The organism is Vreelandella piezotolerans (genome assembly GCF_012427705.1).
Lineage (GTDB): Bacteria > Pseudomonadota > Gammaproteobacteria > Pseudomonadales > Halomonadaceae > Vreelandella > Vreelandella piezotolerans.
Window position 1 is genome coordinate 1,949,786 of the sequence record NZ_CP048602.1, and the last position, 25,904, is coordinate 1,975,689.

Here is a 25,904-nt window from a genome sequence, read left to right on the forward strand (position 1 = left end):
AACGCATCAGGACGGAGAATACCCGTGCAACGCATTGGAATTATTGGCGCTATGGCGCAGGAAGTGAGCATCTTAGCGGGACAGCTCGAAAACGCTGAACGCTACGAACACGCCGGTTTCGTCTTTCATACCGGCACGCGCCATGGCCTAGAGATCGTCATTTTGCAATCGGGTATCGGCAAAGTGAACGCAGCGGTAGGCACGGCCATTTTACTCGAGCGTCACCAGCCGGATGCCATTATCAATACGGGCTCAGCAGGCGGTTTTGCCACCGATTTGGCCATTGGTGATGTGGTCATTTCCGATGAGCTTCGCCATCACGATGTCGATGCCGTCGTCTTTGGCTACGAATTAGGCCAGGTGCCCGGCATGCCCGCCGCTTACCCTGCGGATAAGCGCCTACGCGAGATCGCTCGTGGCGCCATTGCCGCTCTGGGAGAAGTCAACGTGCGTGAAGGGATGATTGCTACAGGCGACGCGTTCATGGCCGATCCAGATCGAGTAGCCGCCACACGCGCTCAATTCCCCTCCATGCTTGCCGTCGAGATGGAAGGCGCGGCCATTGCCCAAACGTGCTACCTCTATGACTGCCCTTTCGTGGTCATTCGCGCCCTCTCCGACATCCCCGGCAGCGGCGACAATCACCTCTCTTTCGAGCAGTTTCTCGATACCGCGGCCGACCACTCTTCGCGCATGGTCGATCAAATGCTGTTGACATTAGGACAGCAGTAAACCCGGCTCATATTCGTCGCTCGCCCATGCATAAAAAAACGGAGCCACCCAGGCTCCGTTTTCCATTGAAAGTGCTTTGTTAAGAGCACTTTATGTGAGCACTTATGCTACTTAGCCGCTACTTCTTCATCGCCCAGGCCAACGTCTCGCCCGCCAGTAATGGCACGATGGTTTGTCCAGACGCATAGGGATAACTCGCTGGCAGCGTCCATTCACGACGCTCGAGAGTGATGCTATCCGCATTCGGGGTAAGGCCGTAAAAGCGTGGCCCATTCAAGCTCGCAAACGCTTCCAACTGGTCGAGGGCCTGCATCTGTTCGAAGGCAGTGGCATAGAGCTCGATGGCGGCTGGGGCGGTGTAAGCACCCGCGCAGCCACAGCTGGACTCTTTGTCGCCCTTGGCATGGGGCGCGCTATCGGTGCCTAAGAAAAATTTATGGCTTCCGCTCGTAGCGGCTCTCAACAGCGCTTGGCGATGCTGCTCGCGCTTTAAAATGGGCAGGCAATAGTAGTGAGGGCGGATACCACCAGCCAACATCTGGTTGCGATTGAAAAGAAGGTGGTGAGCAGTAATAGTAGCCGCCACGTTATCAGGCGCGCTAGCCACGAACTCCGCCGCCTGCTGCGTGGTGATGTGTTCGAATACGACTTTCAAGTTAGGGTGTCGCGCCAACAACGGCTTCATAACGCGCTCGATGAACACCGCTTCCCGGTCAAAAATATCGATCTCATGATCGGTTACCTCTCCATGCACCAACAGCGGCATACCCAGCTTTGCCATCATGGCAATGGTGGCGTCGCAGTGAGCAATATCTGTCACACCCGAGGCAGAGTTGGTCGTGGCCCCTGCTGGATATAGCTTCACGGCTTTGACGATACCACTCTCGACGGCACGCTCGATCTCCTCGGGCGGTGTCGTATCCGTCAGGTAAAGGACCATCAACGGCTCGAAGGTGCTGCCTTTGGGCAAAGCGGCAAGGATGCGCTCGCGGTACGCGACGGCCTGCTCTGTCGTGGTCACCGGTGGTTTTAGGTTCGGCATGATGATCGCGCGACCCATTTGTGCGGCGGTGTGCCCCACCACGGCACGAAGTGCCTCATCATCACGCAAGTGTAGGTGCCAATCGTCAGGGCGGGTCAAAGTAATAGCGTCCACGGCGAATCCTATTGATCTAGGTGAAGGGGATCTGCGAGCGGCCACAGTATACCCAATACGCCGTTAGGATAAATCTGCGCGTGCTCCCACAGGTCCGCGCAAGTGTCGTATCATGACGCCACGCTGTAAGATCAAGGATTCAGTTGTTTATGCAGAACGTACGCCGCTATGCAGATTTCATTGCCAGCCTGGAAGGGTTGGCATGGCTGGGGCTTGCATGGTCCATTTCCATATCGATGCACCGTCAAAGCACCGAACCGACACTTGCGGTGATGTTCGTCGTGGCAACGCTGGTACTCTTTAGCTGGGCACATAGGCCGCTACGCCACTTACTGCGTCGCTATCACATTCGCAAACGCCGCACCGACATGTGGATCCACACGCTTGCCTTGCCGCTATTGCTAGCCATGTTTTTTCATATCATGCTGGAGGCACTCCTCGGTTCGGCGTGGCTTCCTCCCAAAATATTGCTGTTCAACCTGCTAGCATCGGCGGGTTGGCTGACGTTTGTCATGACACTTTTCATCAAGTTCGTCATTCATAGCGTCAAAACATCGAGCAAATAAGTCGAACCATGCCTACTGCCCTGCCCTTACCGCTCTCTACGCCCAATCGTAACCTGGTTCGGCTTACCATCGTTCGGGGGATCACCTGGACGGGCTTTTTGATGGCCATCATCGTTGGCATAGAACTCCTGGCATTCGACCTACCCGTCACGGCCGTAGTGAGCGTGGTCATTGCCATGGGGCTGCTCAACATTGCCACTTGGTGGCGGTTAGGCCGACCCAAGGCCGTAAGCCATGGCGAGTACCTATCGCATCTCTTGGCCGATATCGCCGGATTGACACTGCTGTTCTATTTTTCGGGTGGTTCTACGAACCCTTTCATTACGTACTACTTGGTCCCTGTCACCATTGCAGCTGCAACGCTGCCTTGGCGGCACGCCTGGATCATCGCAGCCTGTGCCATGGCCGGTTACAGCTTCTTGATGTTTTACTATCACCCGATTCCACAGCTGGGCCATATCAGTAGCGAAGGACCGCTGAGCCTGCATATCTTGGGCATGTGGCTCAACTTTGGACTGTCGGCTGGGCTCGTGACGTTTTTTATCTATAAAATGGCGCATGCACTGCGCAGTCGTGACAAAGCGCTATCGCGTACTCGTGAAGCCGCCCTTCGTAACGAGCAGGTACTGGCCGTTGCCACCCAAGCGGCGGGCACTGCCCACGAGCTGGGCACACCTTTGTCGACGATGGCCGTCCTGCTCAAGGAGATGCAGGCCGATGCAACAAGAGATAGCGCACTGGAGGAGGATATCGCGCTGTTACGTCAACAGGTCGATATCTGCAAGTCGCGCCTGCAGCATTTGGTGACGAGTGCCGACCGTCGGCGCATGGCCGAGCCCGAAGTGCTGGACGCCGAAGTATGGCTAGCGGGCGTGGTGCAGCGCTGGCTGGTCATTCGTCCCGATGTCAGTCATCGCTTCGACGTCGCAGAGCGCCGCGGCCGACCCTGGCTAGCGGTAGATGCAACGCTGGACCAGGCGCTGACCAACTTATTGAATAACGCGGCAGACGCCAACCCTGAACACATCGCGATTCGTTTGGATTGGCAAGACGACAGCGTAATCATCGATATACGCGACCACGGCCCAGGCGTGGCCATGTCGATTGCCGACCAGCTAGGTGATACGTTCGTCTCGACCAAAAGCAAAGGGTTGGGCATTGGCCTGTTTCTCACCCATGCCACCATCAACCGCTTCGGCGGCGGCGTTAGCCTGTACAATCATCCCGAAGGTGGAACGCTGACCGAGGTCACGCTGCCACGCGGCTCAGCGCCCAACTAAGCGAGGCGACAGTGATCAAGACAAACGAGGGAAGTATGCAGAACCAAGCGCAGCGCCTGCTGATTGTCGATGACGATGAGATGTTTTGCCACGTACTGAGCCGCGCCTTGACCCGGCGAGGATTTGAGGTCATGGTCGCGCATGATGCCGATCAAGCACTGAGCACTGCGTCACACTTCAAGCCGACCATGGCCACTCTGGACCTGAAGCTGGAACACAGCTCTGGACTCAAACTGCTGCCCGATCTCCTGTCTGCCGTGCCCGATTGTCGTATCGTGGTGCTGACCGGCTATTCCAGTATCGCAACGGCAGTCGAGGCCATCAAACTGGGCGCCATCAACTACCTATGCAAACCAGCGGATGCAGATGATGTGATGACAGCATTCGAGCATCCTGATGCCGATCCCAATGTGGAATTGGCAGACAACCCTCCTTCCATCAACCGGATCACCTGGGAGCATATTCAAAAAGTGCTACAAGAGCACGACGGCAATATCTCAGCGACAGCTCGGGCACTGGGCATGCACCGCCGCACGCTGCAGCGCAAACTGCAAAAACGTCCGGTTCGCCGCTAAGCTTTTGAGCCTGCTCCCCCATGAGTCTTTTAGGAGAGCAGGCAATCGGCACTGTTTAGTGCGCCGTCCAACCAAGATCGATGTTCCAGCTAGCCCCCGTCACGGCCCCTGCCGCGTCCGAGGTCAGATAAGCCACCAGCTGAGCCACTTCGGATGGTTCGATGAGGCGTTTGACGGCGGCATTTTTGAGCATGATCTTCTCGATGACCTCTTGCTCATCCATATGATTGAGCTTCGCTTGATCCGCGATCTGATTATCGACCAGCGGCGTTTTCACGTATGCTGGGCAAATCGCATTTGCTGTAATGCCCTGCTCGCCACCCTCCAGCGCTGCGGTTTTGGTCAACCCGATCATGCCATGTTTGGCGCTGATATACGCCGCTTTGCCTGGTGACGCCACCTGCGCATGAATAGAAGCGATGTTCACCACACGGCCCCAACCCTTCTCACGCATGTAAGGCCAGGCGGCCTGGGTGAGCAGGAAAGGGGCTGTCAGCATCAGATCGATGATTTGGCGCCACTTCGCTTCAGGAAAAGTCTCGATCGAAGCAACATGCTGAATGCCTGCGTTATTGACGAGAATATCCACGCCACCAAAACGCTTGACCGCCTCGGCGATCGCGCCACGACACGCATCGGGATCGGTAAGATCCGCTTGATAGAACGCGGCACCTGCTGCCTCCGCAATCTCTTTACCAGCCGGATTGAAGTCGACGGCCAATACTTGATGCCCCTGCTCACAGAAATGTCGAACGACGGCTTCCCCGATGCCACTGCTGGTACCCGTTACCACGGCAACCCGTGGTGTTGTCGCTTTTTGCGATGCCATCCCAGTTTCCTTTTATGACGTACATGAAAATGAAGAGATAAACGTTGGTGAGTATAGGAGCCACCTACTGCTTCTGCCTACTCGGGCGACGCATAAGCAGCGCTGGGCTGCGTCATCAACTGCTGCATCATACGCTGGGCGAGGCGAGCCGTTTCTTGCAAAGACTCTAGATCGCTCAAGTCATCCAGTATCTTTCGCTTGTAGAGCTCGATACCCGTAGACAAACGCTCCAACACCAACGCATAACGGCCAGATGGCAGCGCCAGCACACACTGCGAATCCAGCGGAGCCTCTAACGTAGCCTGTTCCGGTAACGCCACCAACCACAGCTCACAGGGGGTAATCAGTGCACCCGCCATGACGCTAGCACCGCTAATCCGCGTGTCGAGATGTTGAAAACAGAGAGCATCCACCCCTAATCGAGGGTTGAAGTGCGGCTGCTGCTTCAGCGTTGCCAAATGATCATCGCGATAACACTTAGCCAGCTCGGCTAAATGTCCATACTCATGCGGTGCCAAGGTCTGCATGGATTCTCCTGATCTATGTCGCTGATTGGTGTGCTTTATAGCAAACGTAGCGTGGCGCTATTGGCTAAAAAGCGCTCCCTACGCCACAATGAGCATCGATTTTCATTTAACGCTCATATCGTAAAGGAGTCACTGCCATGTTTGTGGTCATTTTTGGGCGCATGTCGTGCCCTTTTTGCGTTCGCGCCAAACAACTTGCCGAGCATCTTGAAAACAGCGGCAAGATCGACGGTTACCGCTATGTGGACATGCCCTCAGAAGGGGTCACCAAGGACGATATCGCCAAAACGGCGGGTAAGCCCATCCATACCGTTCCTCAAATCTTCGTCGATCAGCAGCACGTCGGCGGCTATACCGAATTTGATCAGTTCGTGCGTGAAAAACAGCTGCTGGCTTCCTAATAGGCGTTAAATTGGCCGTTTAAGCCCGTTGAACCTGTCAATTCCTTGCTTGCCTATACTGACCTTTCAACTATCCGTTGACTTACGGACGTCTTTAGGCGGCGAGGATTCCCCATGCAGCGCGAGGAGTTTTTACAACAGCTGTGGCTGGACTACGTCCACACCCACCCCGATATCGGCAGCTTAAGGTTATGGCCGCTCAGCACCCAGGCAGAATACTTGACGCTGGTCACGCTGAATTACGGCCCCTTCGCCATGAACGCTCTAGGACTCCCTTTGGCACGCATGGGCTACCGCTCGGCGGGGTATTACGCCATGGCTGACAAAGGGCTGCTGATTCACTTGATGGCTCCCAGCGACGATACCAGTTGGCTGGTCCTTGCTGAGCTACAAATAGGCACGCTTTCGAAAGCGCCCAGAGAAGCGCTGACGACGCTGGTGCATCAAAGCCACCCGGCTGATTGCAAAGGGCATAATCTTTTGTGCCGAGGTAGGCCTTGGCCAATGCCCTCATGGACACTCTACCGACAGCTACACAGCGCGCACCCACTGGCCGCTTGGCTTGCCGTCATGGGGCCTCGGCTGCATCATGCCGGTTTCGACTGCCATCGAATGCAGGCACCCCTCGCCACCCTAAACGAACAGTTAGAGAAGGCCGGCATGCCGCCACTAAGTGGCCAACAAAACGGTGTCTTTTCCGTTTCCAATCTACTCGAGCACCGTTTTTACCCGGCGATGCCGCAAAAAATGGTCTTCAACGACGGCGACGAGCACCGCTTGTGCTTGGGTGGATTAGCCCTGATTCAAAAACAGGTCAGTGATGATCACGAACGTGTGGCAGAGATTTTGCTGCCTTTTCACACTCGCTGCGAAATGGCGTGAGCGCTCGCCCACGCCTTATGCTACTGAAAGAAAAACGCTTATTCGTCGAACGTCATTTCCGGGACGTGATCGGGAACGATCAGTTTACCAGCGGTTTTCTCGACGATCTCTTCGACGCTAATGCCTGGCGCTCGCTCCTTGAGAATGAAGGCGCCATCTTTGATCTCCAAATAGGCTAGGTCCGTCAACACACGATTGATGCAACCAGCACCTGTCAGAGGCAAGTTACACTTTTCTAGCAATTTGGATTCGCCGTGTTTCGACGCATGGGTCATGGTGCAAATGATGTTTTCTGCACCTGCCACGAGATCCATGGCGCCGCCCATGCCTTTGATGAGCTTTCCGGGTATCATCCAGGACGCAATGTTGCCCTCTTGGTCGACTTCAAACGCACCCAGAACGGTCAAATCCACATGACCGCCGCGAATCATGGCAAACGACTCAGCGGAGGAGAAAATCGCCGCCCCTGGTCGGGCAGTAACGGTCTGCTTACCCGCATTGATCATGTCTGGATCTACTTCTTCCTCGGTGGGAAACCGCCCCATTCCTAGCAGCCCATTTTCGGACTGGAGCATGACATCCATGCCATCCGGGATATAGTTGGCCACCAGCGTGGGAATACCGATACCTAGATTGACGTAGAAACCATCCTGCAATTCACGCGCTACACGCTGCGCCATTTGTTCACGAGTTAAAGCCATGGTGCCACCTCTTGTCTTAGTCCTGAGTTGATTGTTGGCGTTCTTCGCTTAACTGCGCACGGTGCGCTTCTCGATGCGTTTCTCGAACGTACCTTGAATAATGCGATCGACGTAGATTCCTGGTGTATGAATCTGGCTGGGTTCCAGTTCACCTGGCTCAACGATCTCCTCAACTTCAACGACGGTAATTTTGCCTGCGGTTGCCGCCATGGGATTGAAATTTTGTGCCGTATGGCGATACATGACGTTGCCATACCGGTCGGCTTTCCAGCCTTTAACAATTGCAAAATCGCCTTTGATCGCCTCTTCCAAAATGTAATGACGTCCATCAAAGACCCGTACTTCTTTGCCTTCACCAATCGGCGTGCCATAGCCGGTGGCGGTATAGAATGCAGGAATACCCGCCCCGCCTGCCCGCATCTTTTCGGCGAGCGTCCCTTGTGGCGTCAGTACGACATCGATTTCGTCGTTCAACATCTGCTGTTCGAACAGGGCGTTCTCGCCCACGTACGAGGCGATAATCTTACTGATTTGGCGGTCCTCGAGCAGTACGCCCAAACCAAAACCATCCACGCCACAGTTATTGGAAACCACGGTAAGGTCTTTGACGCCACGACGTTTGATCTCGGCAATCAGGTTTTCAGGGATACCACATAACCCAAAACCACCGGCAATTACGGTCATACCGCTCTCGATGCCTTCCATTGCTTCTTCGTAGGAAGCCACACGCTTATCGAATCCTGCCATTGTCATGCCTCACGTTGTTGTTGAATACGGTTCGGTGTCGAGAATGCTGATTGAAACAGTGTAAGCAGCGTTAGCTCGGCTGTCGCCCTATTGCCAGTGTTGTCTCGGATGATATATTTGTTAAGTTTGTTTTTCTTATCAATTTATTTTAACAACTTATAAAGAGACGCCATGACCGTTAAGCAGCTTCGCGCCTTCTTGGCTGTAGCGCAAACCCTCAGCTTCACTCAAGCATGCGAGCGTCTGCACCTTTCACAGCCCGCCTTGAGCCTTGCTATCAAAGGGTTAGAGGATTCTCTCGGCGGAAAACTACTCATCCGCAGTACGCGAAGCGTGAGACTTACCCCCGAGGGAGCGTCCCTACTCCCTCTCGCCAAGCATTTGCTAGCCCAATGGGACAATACCGAAGAGCGACTGCGTCAGCGCTTCACCCTCCAGCTCGGACGACTCAGCGTGGCCGCCATGCCCTCATTTGCCGGTAACTTGTTGCCAAGCGCGCTGATCAAGTTTCGTCAGCAGTATCCTAAGATCAACGTCACCGTTCATGACGTCATCAATGAAGAGGTGATGGACATGGTCCGCTCTAGGCAGGTAGAAATTGGCATTGCCTTCGCTCCGGAAGGCACTGGTAGCTTGAATTTCACGCCGCTTTTTGAGGATCGATTCGTTGCCGTCGTCTCCTCCTCCTCCCCGCTGGCGGGCTCCACCTCGCTCTCTTGGCAGCAGCTCCTGGCGCACGACTTCATGACACTTCAGCGCCCTTCGATGGTACGGCGTTTATTGGAACAGGAACTCGGGAAGCGCCAAATGGCGCTTCCCGTCGCCTTCGAGAGCCATCAGCTAGCCACGGTGGGCCGTATGGTGGCGGAGGGGCTGGGGGTTAGCGCTGTCCCATCGATGTGCATTCGGCAAATGCATGAACTAGGGGCTCACTGCGTACCCCTTGAAGCACCCAGTATCGCTTGTCGAGTGGGCATCCTCACGCAAGAAGAACTCTCGGTAGCCGCCCATGCGCTGCGCAGCGTTCTGTTGGAATGCATCAAAACACCCTCGCTGTTGGCGTCGTCCTAACATCTTGATGCGGTTATGCTGGGCAGCGTGACGTTGATCCATTAGCATTTATCCTAGAGCGCGTGTCGAGTAAGACAGGACACGCTGTCAGGTCGCTGTGAGGATTGTGGTATGCCAATCATAAAAGGGGGCGTTAGCATCTTGTTGCTGACGTTGTGCACGCTGTTTTGGGGCGTTCCCCTCATTTTGTTGACACTGCTGAAAGTCATCGCTCCTGGGCGGCGACAAAAGGAGTGGCTGCTGAAAGGGCTTTGTGCCGTGGCGCTAAATTGGATTGGCGTCAACTTATGGTGGATGCGACGCTGGCTCAAGCCCGATGTATCGATTGACGTGCCCGATACATTGAGTCCAGAACAGTGGTGGCTAGTCATTTCCAACCACCGTAGTTGGACCGATATTTTCATTCTTTTCATGGCGCTGCATCGCCGTATTCCCATGCCGCGCTTTTTCCTCAAGCATCAGCTCATTTGGATTCCCATCGTCGGCCTCGCTTTTTGGGCGCTCGAGTTTCCTTTCATGCGCCGCTTCAGCCGTGAACAAATTGCGCTAAATCCTAGACTGGCTACCGTGGATAGAGAATCCACCGAGCGGATGTGCCGCCGGGCACGACATACGCCCATTGCGATCTTTAATTTTGTCGAGGGGACCCGCTTCACCGTCGCCAAGCGAGACGCTCAACAAAGCCCTTTTCAGCACCTGTTGCGCCCTAAAGCAGGCGGTATTGCCCAAGTATTGAGCCTTTTAGGCGACCAGTTAGATGGCATTTTAGATGTCACCATCAGCTATACCAACCCATCGCCCACGTTCTTAGGCTTTTTATGTGGCAAAGAAGCCCCCATTACGCTTAAAGCTCGGCAGCTCGACATTCCGGAGTGGATGTCGACTGCTCATTACCATGACGAACCGCAGCACAAGGAACGCTTCCACGCATGGATCAATTCACTCTGGCAGGAAAAAGATACCTTGCTGGACCGCCTCAGCGACCACGATTAAGCCACTGGCTGACGATTTGCGTATTGGCGAGCATGCTCGTTGGCTGTGCTGGCTCGTCGCCCTCCTCTTCGGGACAGCGCGTGCCTGCCGCCAGCTCGACGAGCAGTATCAGTGGTGACTGGGTAGTCGTTAGACGAGGCGATACGCTTGGTCAGCTCGCGGCGCGAGCCAACGTACCGCTGGAGCGACTCGAGCGCTTCAATCCGGGCGTCGACCCACGCCGTTTAGCGGTGGGACAGCGTCTACTCATCCCCACTCAGCAGGAACGAGCGCCTTCTGGCGGCCCTTACCGCTATCAAATTCGCTCTGGGGATACCTTTTCAGGCATCGCACGACATTTTGGTACCACGTCCGGACGTATACAGAGCGCGAATCAGGGCACGTCGCCGACCGGGCTGCGCGTCGGACAAATTATCAGCGTTCCTCTCAGCAGTGCGGCCAGAACCACGCCGTCAAGCCAGCGTAACGGCTCACGAAGCATTAGCTCGTCGAGTGCTTCATCGGCGCCGACACCCGCACCCAGCGCGAGCCTGCCCGCGTCAGCGCGTCGTTGGCCATGGCCACTGGAGGATTACCGCGTGGTGCGCCGCTTTGGGGCGGATAGCCGTGGCACCCTGCAACCCATGTTACTCGCCACGCAGGAAGGTGCCCGAGCTAAGGCCGTCGCCCCCGGGGAGGTTCGTTTTGCAGACAGCATGCGGCAGCTTGGCGATGTCGTCATCGTTCACCATGCAGACAATTTGCAAACCGTCTATGCCCTTTGCGAACGAATATTGGTCCGCGTAGGCGATCAAGTCAGCGCGGGGGACGAGCTCTGCGAAGTGGGACAAAGCAACGCAACACAGCGCTATGATTTGTTGTTCGATTTACGCCAAGGAGGCAAACCCATCGATCCGCGCCAAGTACTGCGCTGACAACAAGTACTGCGCTGACAAAAAGCCCCTCCACGATGAGGGGCTCTTCCACTATCTGAACGACTATCCTCGATAGTAGCCGGGCGTTACGAAAGGCATGGAAGTGACGTTCATCGGGAGCTGCTTGCCGCGCACCAGTGCATAGACGGCGGTACCGGGAGCCTCCCATTCTCGAGTCACATACCCCATGGCGACGGGTTTACCGACGCTAGGTCCGAAGCCACCCGAGGTCACCACACCGATCTCGTTACCCGCTTCGTCAACTAGCAGGCTGCCTTCACGGACCGGCGCTCGTCCTTCTCCGACCAAGCCCACGCGCTTTCGGGGATGATCTTTGGCATCCACTTGATGCAGAATCACATCGGCACCCGGAAAACCCGCTGCGCGCTCGCCACCGCGCCGACGCGACTTACCAATGGCCCAAATCAAACTGGCTTCGACGGGCGTGGTGTTCTGATCCATATCGTGGCCATAGAGACATAAGCCTGCTTCAAGGCGCAGAGAATCCCGAGCCCCCAAGCCAATTGCTTCGACTTCCGGCTCAGCCAGTAGCGTCTCTGCTAACGCTTGGCTCTCGTCGGCAGCGACAGAGATCTCGAAACCATCTTCACCGGTGTAGCCGCTGCGGCTGACCCAAACGTCATGCCCCGCCAGGGTATAACGCCCATGCTGCATGAACGTCAATTCGCAAGCCTGGGGGCAAAGTCGCTGCATCACTTCCCGCGCTTGGGGTCCTTGTAGCGCCAGCAACCCGCGGTCGAGCACGTCAATGTGGTGGCTATTCCCCAAATTGGCACGCAAATGGGCAATATCTTGCTCTTTGCATGCCGCATTCACCACCAGATAGAAGTGATCCCCTGCATTGACGGCCATCAGATCATCGAGAATGCCACCGTCGGTACTGGTGAAAAGACCATAACGCTGCTGCCCTTTTTGCAATCCCACCAAATCAGCGGGAATCAAGCTTTCCAGCGCTTCAGCGACTTGCTCACCCGACACTAGAATCTGTCCCATATGCGACACATCAAACAAACCGCAGTGCTGACGGGTATGCTCGTGCTCTTTTTTCACCCCTAACGGGTACTGCACCGGCATCTCGTAACCAGCGAAAGGTACCATCTTGGCACCCAGTTGTGTGTGCAGCGTGTGAAGTGGCGTTCGGTTCAGATCAGTCATGGCATATCCTCTATCAAAAAAGAGAAACGGGAAGCCTGACTAGGCTTCCCGGCTCTATTACAACGTGCGCGGCCCTTAAGCGCAGGCCTTACTTGTCATGATCCAGGGCTTCGCCCGGCAGCACGTCCTTACCTGCAAAATAATCCCGAGTCAGCTTGAAGACAACGGGAGAGAGCAGCGCCAACGCAATCAGGTTGGGGATAGCCATCATGGCGTTGAAGGTGTCGGCCATCAGCCAAATAAAGCCCAGCTGAGCAATGGCACCCAACGGAATGGCCAGCACGAACAATACGCGGTAGAGCATGATGGAGCGAGTGCCAAACAGGAACTGGCAGCACTTCTCCCCATAAAAAGACCATCCCAAAATCGTGGTGAAGGCAAAGATCGCCAGCGCAATGGCCACGATTTGGTTACCAAAACCAGGCAGCGCTGCATCGAAAGAGAGCGCGGTCAGTGACGCTCCCGCCTCTCCTTCCATCCACACCGTCGAGGTCAAAATGACCAGCGCAGTGATGGTACATACGATGATGGTATCGATGAACGTCCCCAGCATGGCAATCAAACCCTGACGTACCGGATTTTTCGTTTGTGCCGCTGCGTGGGCGATAGGTGCGCTCCCCAAACCGGCTTCGTTGGAGAAGATACCGCGCGCCACACCAAAGCGGATGGCAGCCATCACCGCGGCACCAGCAAACCCACCGGCCGCTGCCATGGGGTTGAAGGCGTAGTAGAAGATCAGCCCAAAGGCATCGCCAATTTGGCCTGCATTGACGACCAGTACCAGCAAGCCCGCAATGACATAGGCAATGCCCATCACCGGCACCAGTTTACCAGCAACCTTGGCAATACGTTTGATGCCGCCGAGAATCACCGCGCCTGCCAGGACCATGATGATGACGCCGGTTAACCAGTGAGGAACACCAAAAGTGGCATCCATGGCGTCCGCTACCGAGTTGGACTGAACGGTGTTACCGATTCCAAACGCCGCCACTGCGCCAAAGAAAGAGAACAGGCCGCCCAACCAGAGCCACTTACGGCCTAGGCCATTTTTGATATAGAACATCGGCCCGCCCACATGATAACCGGTGCTATCGGTCTCCCGGTAGCGCACCGCCAGCACTGCCTCGGCAAACTTGGTCGCCATACCCACTAACGCGGTAATCCACATCCAAAAAACGGCGCCAGGGCCACCGAGCGCAATGGCGGTTGCCACACCGGCGATATTACCGGTACCAATCGTTGCCGATAGCGCGGTCATCAGCGCGTTAAAGGGAGAAATTTCCCCTTCATCGCTGGGCGTTGACGATGCCTTTGCAGACGGTTTGGCATCTCGTCCTTGCCACATTAGCTTGAAACCCATGCCGAGTTTGCGTATCGGCATCAGTTTCAAGCCAATTTGCAGATAGATACCGACCCCTAGCAACAGGATCAGCATCAACGGGCCCCACACAACCCCGTTAATAGCGCCTAATAGGCTGGTCAACGTTTCCACACGACTCTCCTTACCCAATTCGATTGATGCGTTTGTTATGAAGGTTAGGTTGCTCACCCACCACCCATCAGGCAGATGAAAACACCAAGCGTCTCTACCATAGCGCTTAATTCTCGCTGGAAAAACGCATGATGAGTATGTTTTACACCATTTTCTTAGTGGGCATCCACGCCCGTGTCGCTTGCTGGCAGAGAAAGCTTCTCTTTATGAAATCGACAAACGACCGAAGGCTAGGAAAAGGCGCTCCACAAGTGAGGTTTTAGTACCAATGAAGAAACTTGTTTCCGATAAGAAACACGGTACCATAGAGAGACTCATACGCTCCATCGAGCTGGCTACAGTCGCCAAGGCGAACGACAAGCGCTAGTATGCCGTTGTTCCGTCCACTGAATGCAAAGGGAAACATCATGAGCAATCTTCCTGCCAATCTTCGTTACGCTGCCAGCCACGAGTGGGTGCTGGACAACCAAGACGGCACCGTGACCGTTGGGATCACTGACCACGCACAAGAAGCATTAGGCGATGTGGTGTTTGTCGAGCTACCCGAGGTCGGTCAAGCCCTGAATAAAGGCAAGGAGTTTGGTGTCATCGAGTCCGTCAAAGCGGCTTCCGACCTTTACTCCCCCGTCGATGGCGAAGTGGTGGAAGTCAACGAAGCCCTCGAAGACGCCCCTGAAACGGTCAATGATGCCCCTTACGAAGGTGGCTGGATCATGAAAGTTCGTGTCACCGACCAAGCCCTTGAAGGCTTATTAGACGCCGATGCGTATCAAGCGACGCTAAGCAACGACGACTGATCAACGTCGCCTCAGCGCCTGCCCATCTGACAGGCGCTGATCGATCGCCTCTGCACGGTTTTCTCATCACGTCCGGAATCTCCCCATGCCTTTCGAATCACGCCGTTTGGCCGAATTGGCCGACCACGATGCTTTTATCAAACGCCATAACGGGCCCAGCCCCGACGATGTCGCCACCATGTTAAAAGCGCTCAACATGCAGCGCATGGAAGACCTGATCGAGCAAACCGTGCCAAGCGATATTCGTCTTGGTCGTGAACTTGCCCTTGACGACCCTCGCAGTGAAGCGGAAGCGTTGGAGTACTTGAGCCAGCTTGCCCGTCAAAACCGCGTCACCAAGAGCTATATTGGCCAGGGTTACTACAACACCCACATGCCAGCAGTGATTCAGCGAAACGTGCTGGAAAACCCAGGCTGGTATACCGCCTACACGCCTTACCAGCCGGAAATTTCTCAGGGCCGCCTGGAAGGTCTGCTCAATTTCCAGCAGGTCATCATGGACCTAACCGGCATGGAACTGGCCAATGCCTCCTTGCTGGATGAAGCCACGGCCGCCGCAGAGGCCATGGCGCTTTGCAAGCGTGGCAACAAAAAGAGCAAGTCGAACGCCTTTTTCGTCGCCGACGACCTCTTTCCGCAAACGCTAGACGTCGTGAAGACCCGCGCAGAGTTCTTCGGCTTCGAACTGATCATCGCTCCTGCCGAGCGCCTTGCCGAGCACGATGTATTTGGCGCACTGGTGCAGTACCCCTCTGCTAGCGGCCGCGTTATCGATCTCGCCCCAATGCTCGAGGCGGCGCAAGCGCGCGGTATCATGACATGTGTAGCGACCGATTTGCTCAGCCTGGTACTCCTCAAAGAGCCGGGCGCAATGGGCGCAGACATCGTCGTCGGTAACTCGCAGCGATTTGGTGTGCCTATGGGCTTTGGTGGGCCACATGCCGCTTTCTTCGCAACCTCCGACAAACTCAAGCGGTCGATTCCAGGGCGAATCATCGGCGTCTCCAAAGACAGCCGAGGCAAAACGGCGCTACGTATGGCCATGCAGACCCGCGAGCAGCACATTCGTCGTGAGAAAGCGACCTCGAACATTTGCACCGCGCAAGCGCTACTGGCCAATATCGCTGGTTTCTACGCTACCTATCATGGGGCTGAAGGTCTGCGAAAAATTGCTGGCCGCGTACACCGCCTCACCACGGTGCTGGCAACCGGCTTGAAGCGCGCAGGCGTTCAGCTAGCCAACGACACGTGGTTCGATACGCTGCGCCTCACGCAGGTGGATGCGGGTAAACTTCATGGCCGCGCCATGACCCACGACATCAACTTGCACTACTTCGCCAATGGTGACGTAGGCATCAGCCTGGACGAAACGACCACTGCTCACGATGTCGCTGCCCTTTTCGACGTTCTGCTGGGCGATGAGCATGGTTTGGCGGTTTCCGCACTAGATGAGCAGGTCGTTGCCGAGCAGCTAAGTGGGATTCCAACGGCATACCAGCGAAACAGCGATTTCCTGACGCACCCAACGTTCAAGCGCTATCGCAGCGAAACCGAAATGCTGCGTTACCTAAAGCGTCTCGAAAACAAGGATTTGTCGCTAGCCCACGCCATGATTCCGCTGGGGTCATGCACCATGAAGCTCAATGCGACGAGCGAGATGATTCCTGTCTCTTGGCCTGCGTTTGCCAACCTGCACCCGTTTGCGCCCCGCGACCAAGTGGCGGGGTATCATCAAATGATCGATGAATTGGCGGCGTTTCTGATCGAAGTCACCGGCTATGACCACATCTCGATGCAGCCCAACTCGGGTGCCCAGGGGGAGTACGCGGGCCTGCTGGCCATTCGCCGTTACCAAGCAGCACAAGGTGAAGCGCACCGTGACGTCTGCTTGATTCCTAGCTCGGCACACGGCACGAACCCTGCCTCTGCCGCCATGCTAAGCATGGAAGTGGTCGTCGTCGAATGTGATGCAAACGGCAACATCGATTTAGAGGATTTGACCCGCAAAGCCGAACAGCACAGCGAGCGTCTTTCAGCGGTCATGATCACCTATCCATCGACGCACGGCGTATTCGAATCTCACGTTCGCAAGGTTTGTGACGTGGTACACCAGAATGGCGGGCAAGTGTATGTCGATGGGGCAAACATGAATGCCCAAGTGGGCCTAACCCGCCCTGGTGACTTCGGTGGTGACGTTTCTCACCTCAACCTGCACAAAACGTTTTGCATCCCCCACGGCGGCGGTGGCCCCGGCATGGGCCCCATCGGTGTGAAAGCGCACCTTGCTCCGTTCGTCTCCAACCATGTGGTGACGCCCATTAACGGTGTCAATCCAGACAGCGGCGCGGTCTCGGCGGCGGCTTTCGGCAGTGCGTCCATCCTCCCGATTTCATGGGCGTACATTAAGATGATGGGAGCCCGTGGTCTGCGCGAGGCCACCGAGTTGGCCATTCTCAACGCTAATTACATTGCCAAGCGTCTAGAAGCCTCCTACCCGATTCTCTATCGCGGTCAGAACGGCACGGTCGCTCACGAATGCATCATCGATATCCGTCCGCTAAAGAGCGCCTCTGGCATTAGTGAAGAGGATATCGCCAAGCGCTTGATGGATTATGGCTTCCACGCGCCGACCATGTCGTTCCCGGTGCCGGGCACGCTGATGATCGAGCCGACGGAGTCAGAGTCGCTTTACGAAATTGACCGCTTCTGCGATGCCATGATTGCGATTCGTGAAGAGATTGCCCGGGTTGAAAGCGGTGAGTGGCCGCTGGATAACAACCCGCTGGTGAATGCGCCGCATACGCAAGCCGACCTGATGGATAGCACCTGGGAACGGCCCTACGACCGCCAGCTTGGCGCCTTCCCTACCGAAGCGGTGATGGCGTCTAAATATTGGCCTTCGGTGAACCGGGTCGACAACGTCTTTGGCGATCGCCAATTGATCTGCTCGTGCCCTAGTATCGACGAATATCGCCAATAACGCTTGAAGGTTTAGCAGACAATAGCGCCCCTGGCCCGTTATTCGGGTACCAGGGGCGTCGTTTCTTGAAGACGCTGGTCGTGAAAACCGTTCAGCAGTTTTTCATAGCGCTTAGGCAACACGGAGTCTTGGCGGCGCAATAGATAGAGAACTTCATTAATCGCTTGCGGCAGCGCTAACGCCTTGACCTGCCGCTGCCAAGGCGATGTTTCGAGCACTAAGCGCGACACCACCGTAAAGCCCAAGCCACGAGCTACGGCGTCCAACACCATGCTGACCTCATTGGTGAAGCCCTGATGGCGAAAGTGTGTCATGGAGCGAAAATCACCGGGGTAATTCGCGCGCAACAGCGCGTTGGCGTGATTGATACCGTCGTAGTAATTGATGAAGCCAATGCCCATTAGCTCCGATAGCGTACTGCCTGCAAAGTCAGCGGGCACCACCAAGCAAAGCGGCTCTTTGTGCCATACCGTACAGGTAAGCTCTGGATGATTGACCTGCTCGGTCACGATACCGATGTCGTACCGTCCTTCTAACAGGTCATTGACGATCTCATGGTTGAACGCAAAGCTGTAATTGACCGTGAGATTGGGATGCATCTGTTGCTGCCCTAGGATATAGGGATAAAACATCAGTCCCACACTGCCGGGCGAGGCGATGCGGCACTCGCCGCTATCCAGCGAATCATCATCGAGACCATGGCGAAATTGCTCATGCTCGGCAAACAGCTTTAACGCATAGTCGTAGGCACGACGTCCCGATTCGGTCAGTGTGAAGCTCCTACCACGACGCTCGAGCAGCGTTTTGCCCAGATAGCTTTCCAACTTGCGAATATGCTGGCTAACCCCTGGCTGCGTCATTTCTAGGCGACGCGCCGTTCGTGTGAAACTGCCAGTTTCCACCAACGTTATAAACGTCCGAAAATATTGGGCATTAAACATAGGGTTCGAACAACATCCTCATTATCCATCATCGTTAGCCGCTCTTAGGCGTACTAACGTCACCGTCGCGGTTCGGCCTACCATGCGCGCCGCTGGCCTAGAGTAGCATAAACCCCGCGGGGTCGGTCGCAGGACCCACTGCTGAACCGTACCAAGCAGCGTGCTAGTATGCAGGCTCGTTATGAACACACTTAGGGATAGTTCAACTAATGACGCAGACCCCAGCGCCTCGTGCCACGATTTCCAGCATTATTTCTCCCGAAGGCAGCCTTGAAGTCCTCTCTCAGCATGAGGTCAACCGGCTGAAGAGCACGTCCAAAAGTGGTTTGCACGATTTATTGCGCCGATGTGCGCTGGCTGTTCTCAATTGCGGCAGCCCCACCGATGACAGCTTGGCGATTCTCGAAGCCTACAAAGACTTCGATATCGAGGTCCTACAGCAAGACCGGGGCATTCGGCTAAAGCTGACCAATGCCCCCGCTGAAGCCTTCGTGGATGGGCGCATGATTCGCGGTATTCGTGAACATCTCTCGTCGATCATTCGCGACATCGTCTACGTCTATAACGAGATTCAGCAACATAACCGTTTTGACCTAACCACCGGCGAAGGCACGACCAACGCGGTGTTCCACATCCTGCGCAAGGCGGGCACGCTTAAACCGGGCCGCGACCCGAGTCTAGTCGTGTGCTGGGGTGGCCATTCGATTTCTCGCGAAGAGTATGAGTACACCAAGGATGTGGGTTACCACCTTGGGTTGCGCGATTTGGACATTTGCACCGGCTGTGGCCCCGGCGCAATGAAAGGCCCCATGAAAGGTGCCAACGTGGCGCATGCCAAACAGCGCCGTAAAGATGGCCGCTACCTGGGTATTTCGGAGCCGGGTATCATCGCCGCCGAAGCCCCCAACCCCATCGTCAACGAACTGGTGGTCATGCCCGACATCGAGAAGCGCCTGGAGGCGTTCGTTCGGCTAGGCCATGGCATCATCGTCTTTCCCGGCGGCGTGGGCACCGCCGAAGAGATCCTTTACCTGCTGGGCATTTTGCTGCACCCCAGCAACAAAGAGATTCCCTTTCCGCTCGTCTTCACCGGCCCAACCAGCTCGGCGGCCTATTTCCAGAAAATCGACGAGTTCTTGGTCTACACGCTGGGAGAGGAGATCCGCCGCTATTACACCATCATTACCGGCGACCCGGTGGCGGTCGCGCGCAAAATGCGTGAGGGCATCGATCAAATTGCCGATTTCCGCCGCCGACACCAGGATGCGTTCTATTACAACTGGCGCTTGACCATCGCGCGTGAGTTTCAAGCCCCCTTCGAGCCCACTCACGACGCCATGCGTGCGCTAGCACTCCACCGCCAGCAGCCCACGCATGAGCTAGCCGCCAACCTCCGCCGTGCTTTCTCTGGCATCGTGGCAGGTAATGTCAAAGAACCTGGCATCCGAGCCATCGAAGCCCATGGCCCATTCGTTCTGACCGCCGAACCGGCGCTCATGGAGCGACTGGACGCCCTGCTCAGCTCGTTTGTTGCTCAAGGCCGTATGAAACTGGATGGGCAGCCCTACACGCCCTGCTACGTGCTGAAATAGCACTATCGCCCAGGCAGGCACATCGGTGCCTGCCGACAGGTTCTGACCGTGATCATAGCTCTGCTTACTCTTGTCATTGCTGGCATCATCAAAGGTGCGATCGGCTCTGGCGTCCCCGTTGTAGTCGTCCCAGTGCTGACCATGCTCTACGATGTCAAATTGGCCATTGCGGTGTTGGTTGCGCCTAATTTATTTAGCAATGCCCTTCAGGTATGGCAATACCGCCACTCCCTTTTGCCCTGGCGCTTTTTGTTGACGTTCGCCATCGCTGGCGGCGTAGGCATCGTTCTCGGCACCTGGGGGCTCGTCGTCATCTCCCCAGACTATCTCTCGCTGGGAGTCGCGGGCGCCATTGCCATGTATCTTGCCATCAAACTTTCCAAACGTTCGGCCACGCTACCTTTATCCGTGGCCGAACGCATCGCTCTTCCCGTTGGCCTGTTGGCGGGAGTGCTTCAAGGCGCCGCAGGAATGTCCGCACCGGCATCGGTCACTTTCCTAAACGCCATGCGACTGGAGCGACGCGTCTTCATCGGGTCCATTTCGGTATTCTTCGTCGCCATCACCCTGGTGCAAATTCCTGCCCTTCTAAGCGCAGGCATTCTGACGGCTGAACGCACCCTCTACAGCCTGGGTGCGCTGATAGTGATTCTCACCGGCATGCCTTTGGGTGCTCGGTTAGGTAAGCGCTTGCCACATCACTGGTTCGATAACCTGATCATGTGCCTGCTAGCCAGTATTGCATTGAAAATCATCATCGATACGTATTGGGCATGATCGACAGCCTCCTTCTTTCTGCAGAGTAGCCCAATTGCCGCTACACTAAGCCTGAGTTCGACGACCACACATCGCCGTCGGCCATGGAGTCATATCACCGCGTCTCAAGGAGAGAAATTCGATATGGAAATGATCGACCAACTGCAAGACGGTAAAACTAAAGCCTTCGCCAAGCACTGTTTCGAGCGTAACTCCCCCGAGGAGCTCAACAGCGCCGCAGAAGGCGCTCCCGATCAAGCAGAAATGGAGCACTGGGGTATTACCGCCGGTCAATGGGAAGAGGCCGTGGCGGCAGCGCTCGCCGATCACAAAGCGCAGGGATAATCATCTCGCTGCTGATGACGTTTCACACATACACAATTGTGACGCAGAGATGAGAACCGGAGACCGATAATTGGCGCACAGGAAACCCGGAGGTTTCTATGAGGAAATGGATAGTGATGGCCCTCGTCAACTGGCTTCGCAAGCCAGCCAATCGCCAGAAAGCCAAAGCAGCCTGGAATGACTTACGCGGGCAGCGGAAGCGTCCATCGGGCGCTTCCACACCGATGTCAGGAAGAAGCACGCCTCGGCAGCCCAACTCCCCTAGCGACAGTCACCGCTAACCCTTTTATTACCCGGCGGGCCCTGAAACGGGGCCTGTTTTTATGTTGAGTGAAACACAAAAAAGCCGCTTCGATAAACGAAGCGGCTTTTCAGTATTGGTCGGAGTGACAGGATTCGAACCTGCGACCTTTGCAACCCCATTGCAACGCGCTACCAAGCTGCGCCACACTCCGATGTCTGTTTGGCATTTGCCTCAAGACGGTGCGTATACTAGCGCTTTATTAGCCAAATGAAAAGCCCTTTTTGCGCTTTCTTTTCAAATGGTTGCCGATGCGTCCAAGAGGCCGCTAACGATCCGACTCTTTTAACAGCTTGGCCATTGCATCATACACCTTCGGCGTGGTGATCAAGAGCTGTTCAGGGTAAAGGTCGGCCGGCACCTCCTTGGGTACGTTTACCAGATGCCCCACGCGTGCGCCTGCCTCACGGGCAATGACCCAGCCAGCGACAAAATCCCAGGGGGAGACGGTTTCGTAGTAGGCGTCTAAACGTCCGCAGGCCACGTCACAAATATCCAGCGCCGCAGAGCCATTACGTCGTACGTCTTGGCAATGGGTCAGCGCCGCCTCCAAACGAGGCAACAGGGCCTTACGGGCAGCTTTATCGTAGGGGAAACCAGTGGCTACCAAGGTATTGTCGAGGGACACTGCATGACTTGGTGCTATAGGCCGCTGATTGCAAAATGCCCCCAGCCCCTGAGCGGCACTGAACGTCTCGTTCAAAAACGGCGCGTGTACCACCCCCACTTTGCCGACACCCTGCTCGATCCATCCAATCGAGACGGCAACGTGACGAAGCCCTTGGGCAAAATTTACCGTGCCATCGATGGGGTCCACTACCCATAACTGCTCGGCGGGGTTGTGTAAGGCCTGCTCAGGACTCAACTCTTCGCTAAGGCGTGCTTCCCCGGGAAAGTGCACGTCTAATCGCTCACTGATGAGCTTATCAACGGCAACGTCGACATCGGTCACGAGCTCTATCCCCGCTTTTAACCGCTGGCTAAATGATTGCTGGTCACGAGCATGACGAATCATCTGCCCTGCTTCTTCCGCAATCGATATGGCCAGCGCCAAGCGCTCTTCCAAGGAAACGTTCGCCATAAGTGCTCCTGCTGTTTATGAGGTACATCACACGGACCTAGCATAAACGCTGCTCTTTTCGGCGGCTAGCGCAGTGCGTCGACCAGTACGTCGACCACGACACGCGTGGCTGCTTCGATCAACACCACATCCGCGCCAACACGCTCCCACTCATAGCCAGGGTATCGAGGTAACTGGTTGGCAAGCGGGCCATCAAAGCGCTTGGCGATACCAGGCGGCAGCGGCTTACCGCGCTCTAATTGGCGCTGAATGCCCGGCGGCAACGGCTCGGCACGGGGCGCATCGTACTGACTCAATAAGCGAAGCAGCTCACGCTCGTTGATACGTGGCAAATCGACCGAGCGATAATCCCGCTGATGATGTCGGCGAGACTCTTCGTGGCGCGACGAGTGCTCATGGGATCGCTGATCGTGGTGTTGGCGCGCACCGTGGGCTGGCGCATGGGCAGGCTGAGCCATCGCAGAGGTTTGCCAAAGTAGCGCGGTGATCACAATGCCTAAAGTGATGGGTTTCATCGCAAGCTCCTGAAGACAGTAATTCTAGCTAGGAGCTTTGAGTATAAAAGGCAATTGCGCAGAGAAAGTGGAAGAATAAAAAGAGTCTAAATACTAATGAACAAGGAGCCCCCTAATACAAGGGAGCTACGCTTGTTTTGATATTAAATATACGGATCATGCCTCATCAGGATCAGTTGTAGATATAGCACCTTGTAAGGTTACATAAACTGTCTGATTACGATTTTCAGTTGTAACTTCAAGAGTTTCTTCTGCTGTTTGGTCATCCCCAGTTGCCGTGAATATATCAAAAAGGTCGCCAGTATCAGTGTCTTCTGCACAAGATTGAAAAGTAAAGTCCGGTGCTTCCTCGCCAACAGCAGCTTCAGCAACTGCCAGGGATCGGTATGAGTTAAGTTCACCTACGCAAGCAGCAGCCTCCGAGCGGTCCAGGTAATTCCCATACTGCGGCACGCCCACTGCCGCCAAGATACCGATAATCGCCACAACGATCAGCAGCTCGATAAGAGTGAAGCCCTGCTGCTTGAAGCGACGGGGCTTGTTGGTTTGGGTTGTTTGCATTGCGGGGTTCCCTTGCAGTGTTAGAGTCATCAGCAGACCAAAGGTAAGTGAACCTAGGCCTAACATACGGCTTACACTAGCCTACCGCCTTAGGGTTGGCAACCAGGTTTCTCAACCGTTCATCGACGTTTTTTCAGCCTATTTCGGTACGTTGCAAGCACCACGTCAGTACCTCACGTCAGGCAAATATGGTACAACTCTCAGCACGATTATTTAGCTTCCGAGTACGCCATGAGCCAAACCGTCCCAGAGTCGACGCTTAGCCATGCGGCCCTCAATGGAGGGTTGCGAGGCATTGCTAAGCGCCTGGTCAAGCATGGTCTTTTAACGGATGCGCAAGCGACCGTTGCAGAGACCACGGCGGCTGAACTCGAGATATCGCTACTGCAACATGTCATCGATAGTGGCCTGGTCAATGCGGATGCCGCAGCGGTGGCGGCTGCGTGGGAATATGGCTTGCCGGTGGTGGATCTCGAAGCCATACGTGTCAGCGCACTACCGCCTGCCAGCGACTACCCCGTCAAAATACTCGAGCGGCTGGATATTTTGCCTCTGGCTCGTCACGGTCACCGCCTGACCGTCGCCGTACCCTACCCGGCCACATTGACCCAGCTCGATGAGCTGCAGTTCGCCACAGGGCTGAGTGTGGATGGCGTTCTGGCGCCTGCCGATCAACTGCGCAATACGCTAGTGCAGTACCTAGCGCAGAACGAGCGCAGCATGCTCGATGAGCTGGAAAATATCGATGATGCCGTCAGCGCGCTCAATATCGTTCAGCACGCTGATGGAGACGAGGTCGAACTCGACAAAGCCGCTCAAAATAGCGATGACGCGCCAGTCGTTAAATTCGTCAATAAAATCCTGCTCGATGCGATCAGTCGAGGCGCGTCGGACATTCATTTTGAGCCCTACGAAACGCAGTACCGGGTGCGTTTCCGTATCGATGGCATGTTGGTCGAAATCGCGCGACCACCTTTTGCGCTGCGCCACCGCATTGCGGCCCGCTTGAAGATCATGTCTCGACTGGATATTTCAGAGCGCCGCTTGCCACAAGATGGCGCCTTGAAGCTGCAACTGTCGCGGACCCGCTCTATCGACTTTCGGGTGAACTCGCTACCCACGGTATGGGGGGAAAAAGTCGTACTGCGGATTTTGGATCCTACGTCCGCTCAGCTCGGGATCGACCAGCTCGGCTTTAGTCCTGAACAGCAGGCCGCCTATGAGTATGCGTTGAAAAAGCCCCAAGGAATGATTTTGGTGACGGGACCAACGGGTAGCGGTAAAACGGTGACGCTCTACACCGGCATCAATATCTTGAACCAAGTTCAACGCAATATTTGCACCGCTGAAGATCCGGTCGAAATCAAAGTATCGGGCATCAACCAGGTCAACGTGCTGCCTAAAATCGGGCTCAATTTTGCCAGTGCGCTGCGCGCATTTCTGCGCCAAGACCCAGATGTGGTCATGGTGGGGGAAATTCGCGATTTGGAAACCGCAGAAATTGCGGTCAAAGCGGCCCAAACCGGCCACCTGGTGCTCTCTACCGTGCATACCAACTCGGCGGCGGAAACGCTGACCCGTCTCGCGAACATGGGGGTGGCTACCTATAACATCGCCAGCTCGGTCAGCCTGATCATTGCACAGCGACTAGCACGCAAACTGTGTAATCAGTGTAAAACACCAGCCGACATTCCGGCGGAGGCGCTTCGTAAAGCAGGCTTCACTCAGCAAGATATCCGCAACGCGACGATCTATAAAGCGGTGGGCTGCAAGCAGTGCACCCAGGGGTACAAAGGGCGTTTAGGCGTTTACGAGGTGGTGCCGATTACCGATGACATGCGCCAACTGATCATGCGCGATGGCAACGCTATCGAGATCGACCAGCAGGCACGCCGCGAAGGTTACCCTAGCCTGTATCAGAGCTGCTTGAGCCGAGTTCTGGATGGCAGCACCAGCCTGGAAGAAGTCAATCGTATCAGCAAGGAGTAACGCC

General features: G+C 55.6%; 26 protein-coding genes and 1 tRNA gene. 15 read left to right on the forward strand and 12 right to left on the reverse strand.

Annotated features, from left to right (window positions below; translation table 11 throughout):
• Nucleotides 1-24: 24 nt before the first annotated feature.
• Complete coding sequence (gene mtnN, locus GYM47_RS08960; protein ID WP_139527507.1) at nt 25-732, forward strand: 5'-methylthioadenosine/S-adenosylhomocysteine nucleosidase; 708 nt, start codon at nt 25-27, stop codon at nt 730-732.
• Between the two features lie 118 nt (nt 733-850).
• On the opposite strand, the gene pyrC is transcribed toward mtnN, so the two are convergent.
• Nucleotides 851-1,888 carry a dihydroorotase gene (gene pyrC / locus GYM47_RS08965; RefSeq protein WP_139527505.1) on the reverse strand — a complete coding sequence of 346 codons (1,038 nt, stop codon included), beginning with the start codon at nt 1,886-1,888 and terminating at the stop codon, nt 851-853.
• 149 nt (nt 1,889-2,037) lie between these two features.
• Here pyrC and GYM47_RS08970 point away from each other — a divergent pair, with 149 nt between their 5' ends.
• Genes GYM47_RS08970 through GYM47_RS08980 form a run of 3 tightly spaced genes read left to right on the forward strand, consistent with a single transcriptional unit; the run spans nt 2,038 to nt 4,309 of the window.
• Entirely contained in the window at nt 2,038-2,454 is a 417-nt protein-coding gene (locus GYM47_RS08970) for a hypothetical protein (RefSeq protein ID WP_139527503.1), read from the forward strand.
• A gap of 8 nt (nt 2,455-2,462) precedes the next feature.
• Nucleotides 2,463-3,734, forward strand: a complete 1,272-nt coding sequence (locus tag GYM47_RS08975; RefSeq protein ID WP_139527501.1) for an ATP-binding protein — start codon at nt 2,463-2,465, stop codon at nt 3,732-3,734.
• 35 nt (nt 3,735-3,769) lie between these two features.
• Nucleotides 3,770-4,309, forward strand: coding sequence for a response regulator transcription factor (locus GYM47_RS08980; RefSeq protein ID WP_139527499.1), 540 nt, complete (start codon nt 3,770-3,772; stop codon nt 4,307-4,309).
• Nucleotides 4,310-4,364: 55 nt separating this feature from the next.
• Here the strand turns inward: GYM47_RS08980 and GYM47_RS08985 are convergent, their stop codons facing one another.
• Nucleotides 4,365-5,138, reverse strand: a complete 774-nt coding sequence (locus tag GYM47_RS08985; protein WP_139527497.1) for a 3-hydroxybutyrate dehydrogenase — start codon at nt 5,136-5,138, stop codon at nt 4,365-4,367.
• Nucleotides 5,139-5,215: 77 nt separating this feature from the next.
• The gene (hybE, locus tag GYM47_RS08990; protein WP_153843339.1) at nt 5,216-5,665 is read right to left on the reverse strand and encodes a [NiFe]-hydrogenase assembly chaperone HybE; all 450 of its coding nucleotides are present in this window, start codon (nt 5,663-5,665) and stop codon (nt 5,216-5,218) included.
• Nucleotides 5,666-5,802: 137 nt separating this feature from the next.
• Here hybE and GYM47_RS08995 point away from each other — a divergent pair, with 137 nt between their 5' ends.
• Together GYM47_RS08995 and GYM47_RS09000 are read left to right on the forward strand one after the other, a co-directional pair.
• Nucleotides 5,803-6,066: a GrxA family glutaredoxin gene (locus tag GYM47_RS08995; protein WP_139527494.1), complete on the forward strand. Its 264-nt coding sequence runs from the start codon at nt 5,803-5,805 to the stop codon at nt 6,064-6,066.
• 114 nt (nt 6,067-6,180) lie between these two features.
• A complete protein-coding gene (locus GYM47_RS09000) occupies nt 6,181-6,948 on the forward strand; it encodes a VOC family protein (RefSeq protein WP_153843340.1) in 768 nt (255 codons plus the stop codon).
• Nucleotides 6,949-6,986: 38 nt separating this feature from the next.
• Here GYM47_RS09000 and GYM47_RS09005 read toward each other — a convergent pair whose 3' ends face one another.
• Together GYM47_RS09005 and GYM47_RS09010 are read right to left on the reverse strand one after the other, a co-directional pair.
• A complete protein-coding gene (locus tag GYM47_RS09005; RefSeq protein WP_139527491.1) occupies nt 6,987-7,649 on the reverse strand; it encodes a CoA transferase subunit B in 663 nt (220 codons plus the stop codon).
• A gap of 48 nt (nt 7,650-7,697) precedes the next feature.
• Entirely contained in the window at nt 7,698-8,396 is a 699-nt protein-coding gene (locus tag GYM47_RS09010; protein WP_139527488.1) for a CoA transferase subunit A, read from the reverse strand.
• A 171-nt stretch (nt 8,397-8,567) separates the two neighbouring features.
• Between GYM47_RS09010 and GYM47_RS09015 the strand changes: the two genes are divergently transcribed.
• The 3 genes from GYM47_RS09015 (at nt 8,568) to GYM47_RS09025 (ending at nt 11,374) form a co-directional block, all read left to right on the forward strand.
• A complete protein-coding gene (locus tag GYM47_RS09015; protein WP_153843341.1) occupies nt 8,568-9,467 on the forward strand; it encodes a LysR family transcriptional regulator in 900 nt (299 codons plus the stop codon).
• Between the two features lie 111 nt (nt 9,468-9,578).
• The gene (locus tag GYM47_RS09020) at nt 9,579-10,460 is read left to right on the forward strand and encodes an acyltransferase (protein ID WP_153843342.1); all 882 of its coding nucleotides are present in this window, start codon (nt 9,579-9,581) and stop codon (nt 10,458-10,460) included.
• Nucleotides 10,461-10,492: 32 nt separating this feature from the next.
• Nucleotides 10,493-11,374, forward strand: a complete 882-nt coding sequence (locus GYM47_RS09025) for a LysM peptidoglycan-binding domain-containing protein (RefSeq protein WP_153843397.1) — start codon at nt 10,493-10,495, stop codon at nt 11,372-11,374.
• Between the two features lie 63 nt (nt 11,375-11,437).
• Here GYM47_RS09025 and gcvT read toward each other — a convergent pair whose 3' ends face one another.
• On the reverse strand, nt 11,438-12,550 hold the full coding sequence (gene gcvT / locus GYM47_RS09030; RefSeq protein ID WP_153843343.1) for a glycine cleavage system aminomethyltransferase GcvT: 1,113 nt from the start codon (nt 12,548-12,550) through the stop codon (nt 11,438-11,440).
• Between the two features lie 88 nt (nt 12,551-12,638).
• The gene (locus GYM47_RS09035) at nt 12,639-14,042 is read right to left on the reverse strand and encodes an alanine/glycine:cation symporter family protein (protein ID WP_139527480.1); all 1,404 of its coding nucleotides are present in this window, start codon (nt 14,040-14,042) and stop codon (nt 12,639-12,641) included.
• A 407-nt stretch (nt 14,043-14,449) separates the two neighbouring features.
• On the opposite strand from GYM47_RS09035, the gene gcvH reads away from it, so the two are divergent.
• Together gcvH and gcvP are read left to right on the forward strand one after the other, a co-directional pair.
• Nucleotides 14,450-14,839, forward strand: coding sequence for a glycine cleavage system protein GcvH (gene gcvH, locus GYM47_RS09040; RefSeq protein WP_139527479.1), 390 nt, complete (start codon nt 14,450-14,452; stop codon nt 14,837-14,839).
• 85 nt (nt 14,840-14,924) lie between these two features.
• Nucleotides 14,925-17,819 carry an aminomethyl-transferring glycine dehydrogenase gene (gene gcvP / locus GYM47_RS09045; protein ID WP_153843344.1) on the forward strand — a complete coding sequence of 965 codons (2,895 nt, stop codon included), beginning with the start codon at nt 14,925-14,927 and terminating at the stop codon, nt 17,817-17,819.
• Nucleotides 17,820-17,857: 38 nt separating this feature from the next.
• On the opposite strand, the gene GYM47_RS09050 is transcribed toward gcvP, so the two are convergent.
• On the reverse strand, nt 17,858-18,760 hold the full coding sequence (locus tag GYM47_RS09050) for a LysR family transcriptional regulator (RefSeq protein ID WP_153843345.1): 903 nt from the start codon (nt 18,758-18,760) through the stop codon (nt 17,858-17,860).
• A gap of 209 nt (nt 18,761-18,969) precedes the next feature.
• Between GYM47_RS09050 and ppnN the strand changes: the two genes are divergently transcribed.
• From ppnN to GYM47_RS09065, 3 genes are all read left to right on the forward strand, one after another.
• Nucleotides 18,970-20,352 (forward strand): nucleotide 5'-monophosphate nucleosidase PpnN, encoded by a 1,383-nt coding sequence (gene ppnN / locus GYM47_RS09055; protein WP_153843346.1) that lies wholly within the window; start codon nt 18,970-18,972, stop codon nt 20,350-20,352.
• 48 nt (nt 20,353-20,400) lie between these two features.
• Nucleotides 20,401-21,129, forward strand: a complete 729-nt coding sequence (locus GYM47_RS09060; protein ID WP_153843347.1) for a sulfite exporter TauE/SafE family protein — start codon at nt 20,401-20,403, stop codon at nt 21,127-21,129.
• A 123-nt stretch (nt 21,130-21,252) separates the two neighbouring features.
• A complete protein-coding gene (locus GYM47_RS09065) occupies nt 21,253-21,453 on the forward strand; it encodes a hypothetical protein (protein ID WP_139527470.1) in 201 nt (66 codons plus the stop codon).
• A gap of 378 nt (nt 21,454-21,831) precedes the next feature.
• Here the strand turns inward: GYM47_RS09065 and GYM47_RS09070 are convergent.
• From GYM47_RS09070 to GYM47_RS18475, 4 genes are all read right to left on the reverse strand, one after another.
• Nucleotides 21,832-21,908: transfer RNA gene (locus GYM47_RS09070), tRNA-Pro, on the reverse strand.
• A gap of 114 nt (nt 21,909-22,022) precedes the next feature.
• The gene (locus GYM47_RS09075) at nt 22,023-22,835 is read right to left on the reverse strand and encodes an inositol monophosphatase family protein (RefSeq protein ID WP_153843348.1); all 813 of its coding nucleotides are present in this window, start codon (nt 22,833-22,835) and stop codon (nt 22,023-22,025) included.
• 65 nt (nt 22,836-22,900) lie between these two features.
• Nucleotides 22,901-23,350, reverse strand: coding sequence for an anti-virulence regulator CigR family protein (locus GYM47_RS09080; protein ID WP_153843349.1), 450 nt, complete (start codon nt 23,348-23,350; stop codon nt 22,901-22,903).
• Between the two features lie 156 nt (nt 23,351-23,506).
• Nucleotides 23,507-23,911: a pilin gene (locus GYM47_RS18475; RefSeq protein WP_153843350.1), complete on the reverse strand. Its 405-nt coding sequence runs from the start codon at nt 23,909-23,911 to the stop codon at nt 23,507-23,509.
• 231 nt (nt 23,912-24,142) lie between these two features.
• Between GYM47_RS18475 and pilB the strand changes: the two genes are divergently transcribed.
• Entirely contained in the window at nt 24,143-25,900 is a 1,758-nt protein-coding gene (gene pilB, locus GYM47_RS09090) for a type IV-A pilus assembly ATPase PilB (protein WP_153843351.1), read from the forward strand.
• Nucleotides 25,901-25,904 lie beyond the last annotated feature (4 nt).

Coding starts and splice junctions, on each gene's coding strand:
- GYM47_RS08970 (WP_139527503.1), top strand. CDS start 2,038: ATGCAGAACGTACGCCGCTATGCAGATTTCATTGCCAGCCTGGAAGGG.
- GYM47_RS08975 (WP_139527501.1), top strand. CDS start 2,463: ATGCCTACTGCCCTGCCCTTACCGCTCTCTACGCCCAATCGTAACCTG.
- GYM47_RS08980 (WP_139527499.1), top strand. CDS start 3,770: ATGCAGAACCAAGCGCAGCGCCTGCTGATTGTCGATGACGATGAGATG.
- GYM47_RS08985 (WP_139527497.1), bottom strand. CDS start 5,138: ATGGCATCGCAAAAAGCGACAACACCACGGGTTGCCGTGGTAACGGGT.
- hybE (WP_153843339.1), bottom strand. CDS start 5,665: ATGCAGACCTTGGCACCGCATGAGTATGGACATTTAGCCGAGCTGGCT.
- GYM47_RS08995 (WP_139527494.1), top strand. CDS start 5,803: ATGTTTGTGGTCATTTTTGGGCGCATGTCGTGCCCTTTTTGCGTTCGC.
- GYM47_RS09000 (WP_153843340.1), top strand. CDS start 6,181: ATGCAGCGCGAGGAGTTTTTACAACAGCTGTGGCTGGACTACGTCCAC.
- GYM47_RS09005 (WP_139527491.1), bottom strand. CDS start 7,649: ATGGCTTTAACTCGTGAACAAATGGCGCAGCGTGTAGCGCGTGAATTG.
- GYM47_RS09010 (WP_139527488.1), bottom strand. CDS start 8,396: ATGGCAGGATTCGATAAGCGTGTGGCTTCCTACGAAGAAGCAATGGAA.
- GYM47_RS09015 (WP_153843341.1), top strand. CDS start 8,568: ATGACCGTTAAGCAGCTTCGCGCCTTCTTGGCTGTAGCGCAAACCCTC.
- GYM47_RS09020 (WP_153843342.1), top strand. CDS start 9,579: ATGCCAATCATAAAAGGGGGCGTTAGCATCTTGTTGCTGACGTTGTGC.
- GYM47_RS09025 (WP_153843397.1), top strand. CDS start 10,493: ATGCTCGTTGGCTGTGCTGGCTCGTCGCCCTCCTCTTCGGGACAGCGC.
- gcvT (WP_153843343.1), bottom strand. CDS start 12,550: ATGACTGATCTGAACCGAACGCCACTTCACACGCTGCACACACAACTG.
- gcvH (WP_139527479.1), top strand. CDS start 14,450: ATGAGCAATCTTCCTGCCAATCTTCGTTACGCTGCCAGCCACGAGTGG.
- gcvP (WP_153843344.1), top strand. CDS start 14,925: ATGCCTTTCGAATCACGCCGTTTGGCCGAATTGGCCGACCACGATGCT.
- GYM47_RS09050 (WP_153843345.1), bottom strand. CDS start 18,760: ATGTTTAATGCCCAATATTTTCGGACGTTTATAACGTTGGTGGAAACT.
- ppnN (WP_153843346.1), top strand. CDS start 18,970: ATGACGCAGACCCCAGCGCCTCGTGCCACGATTTCCAGCATTATTTCT.
- GYM47_RS09065 (WP_139527470.1), top strand. CDS start 21,253: ATGGAAATGATCGACCAACTGCAAGACGGTAAAACTAAAGCCTTCGCC.
- GYM47_RS09075 (WP_153843348.1), bottom strand. CDS start 22,835: ATGGCGAACGTTTCCTTGGAAGAGCGCTTGGCGCTGGCCATATCGATT.
- GYM47_RS09080 (WP_153843349.1), bottom strand. CDS start 23,350: ATGAAACCCATCACTTTAGGCATTGTGATCACCGCGCTACTTTGGCAA.
- GYM47_RS18475 (WP_153843350.1), bottom strand. CDS start 23,911: ATGCAAACAACCCAAACCAACAAGCCCCGTCGCTTCAAGCAGCAGGGC.
- pilB (WP_153843351.1), top strand. CDS start 24,143: ATGAGCCAAACCGTCCCAGAGTCGACGCTTAGCCATGCGGCCCTCAAT.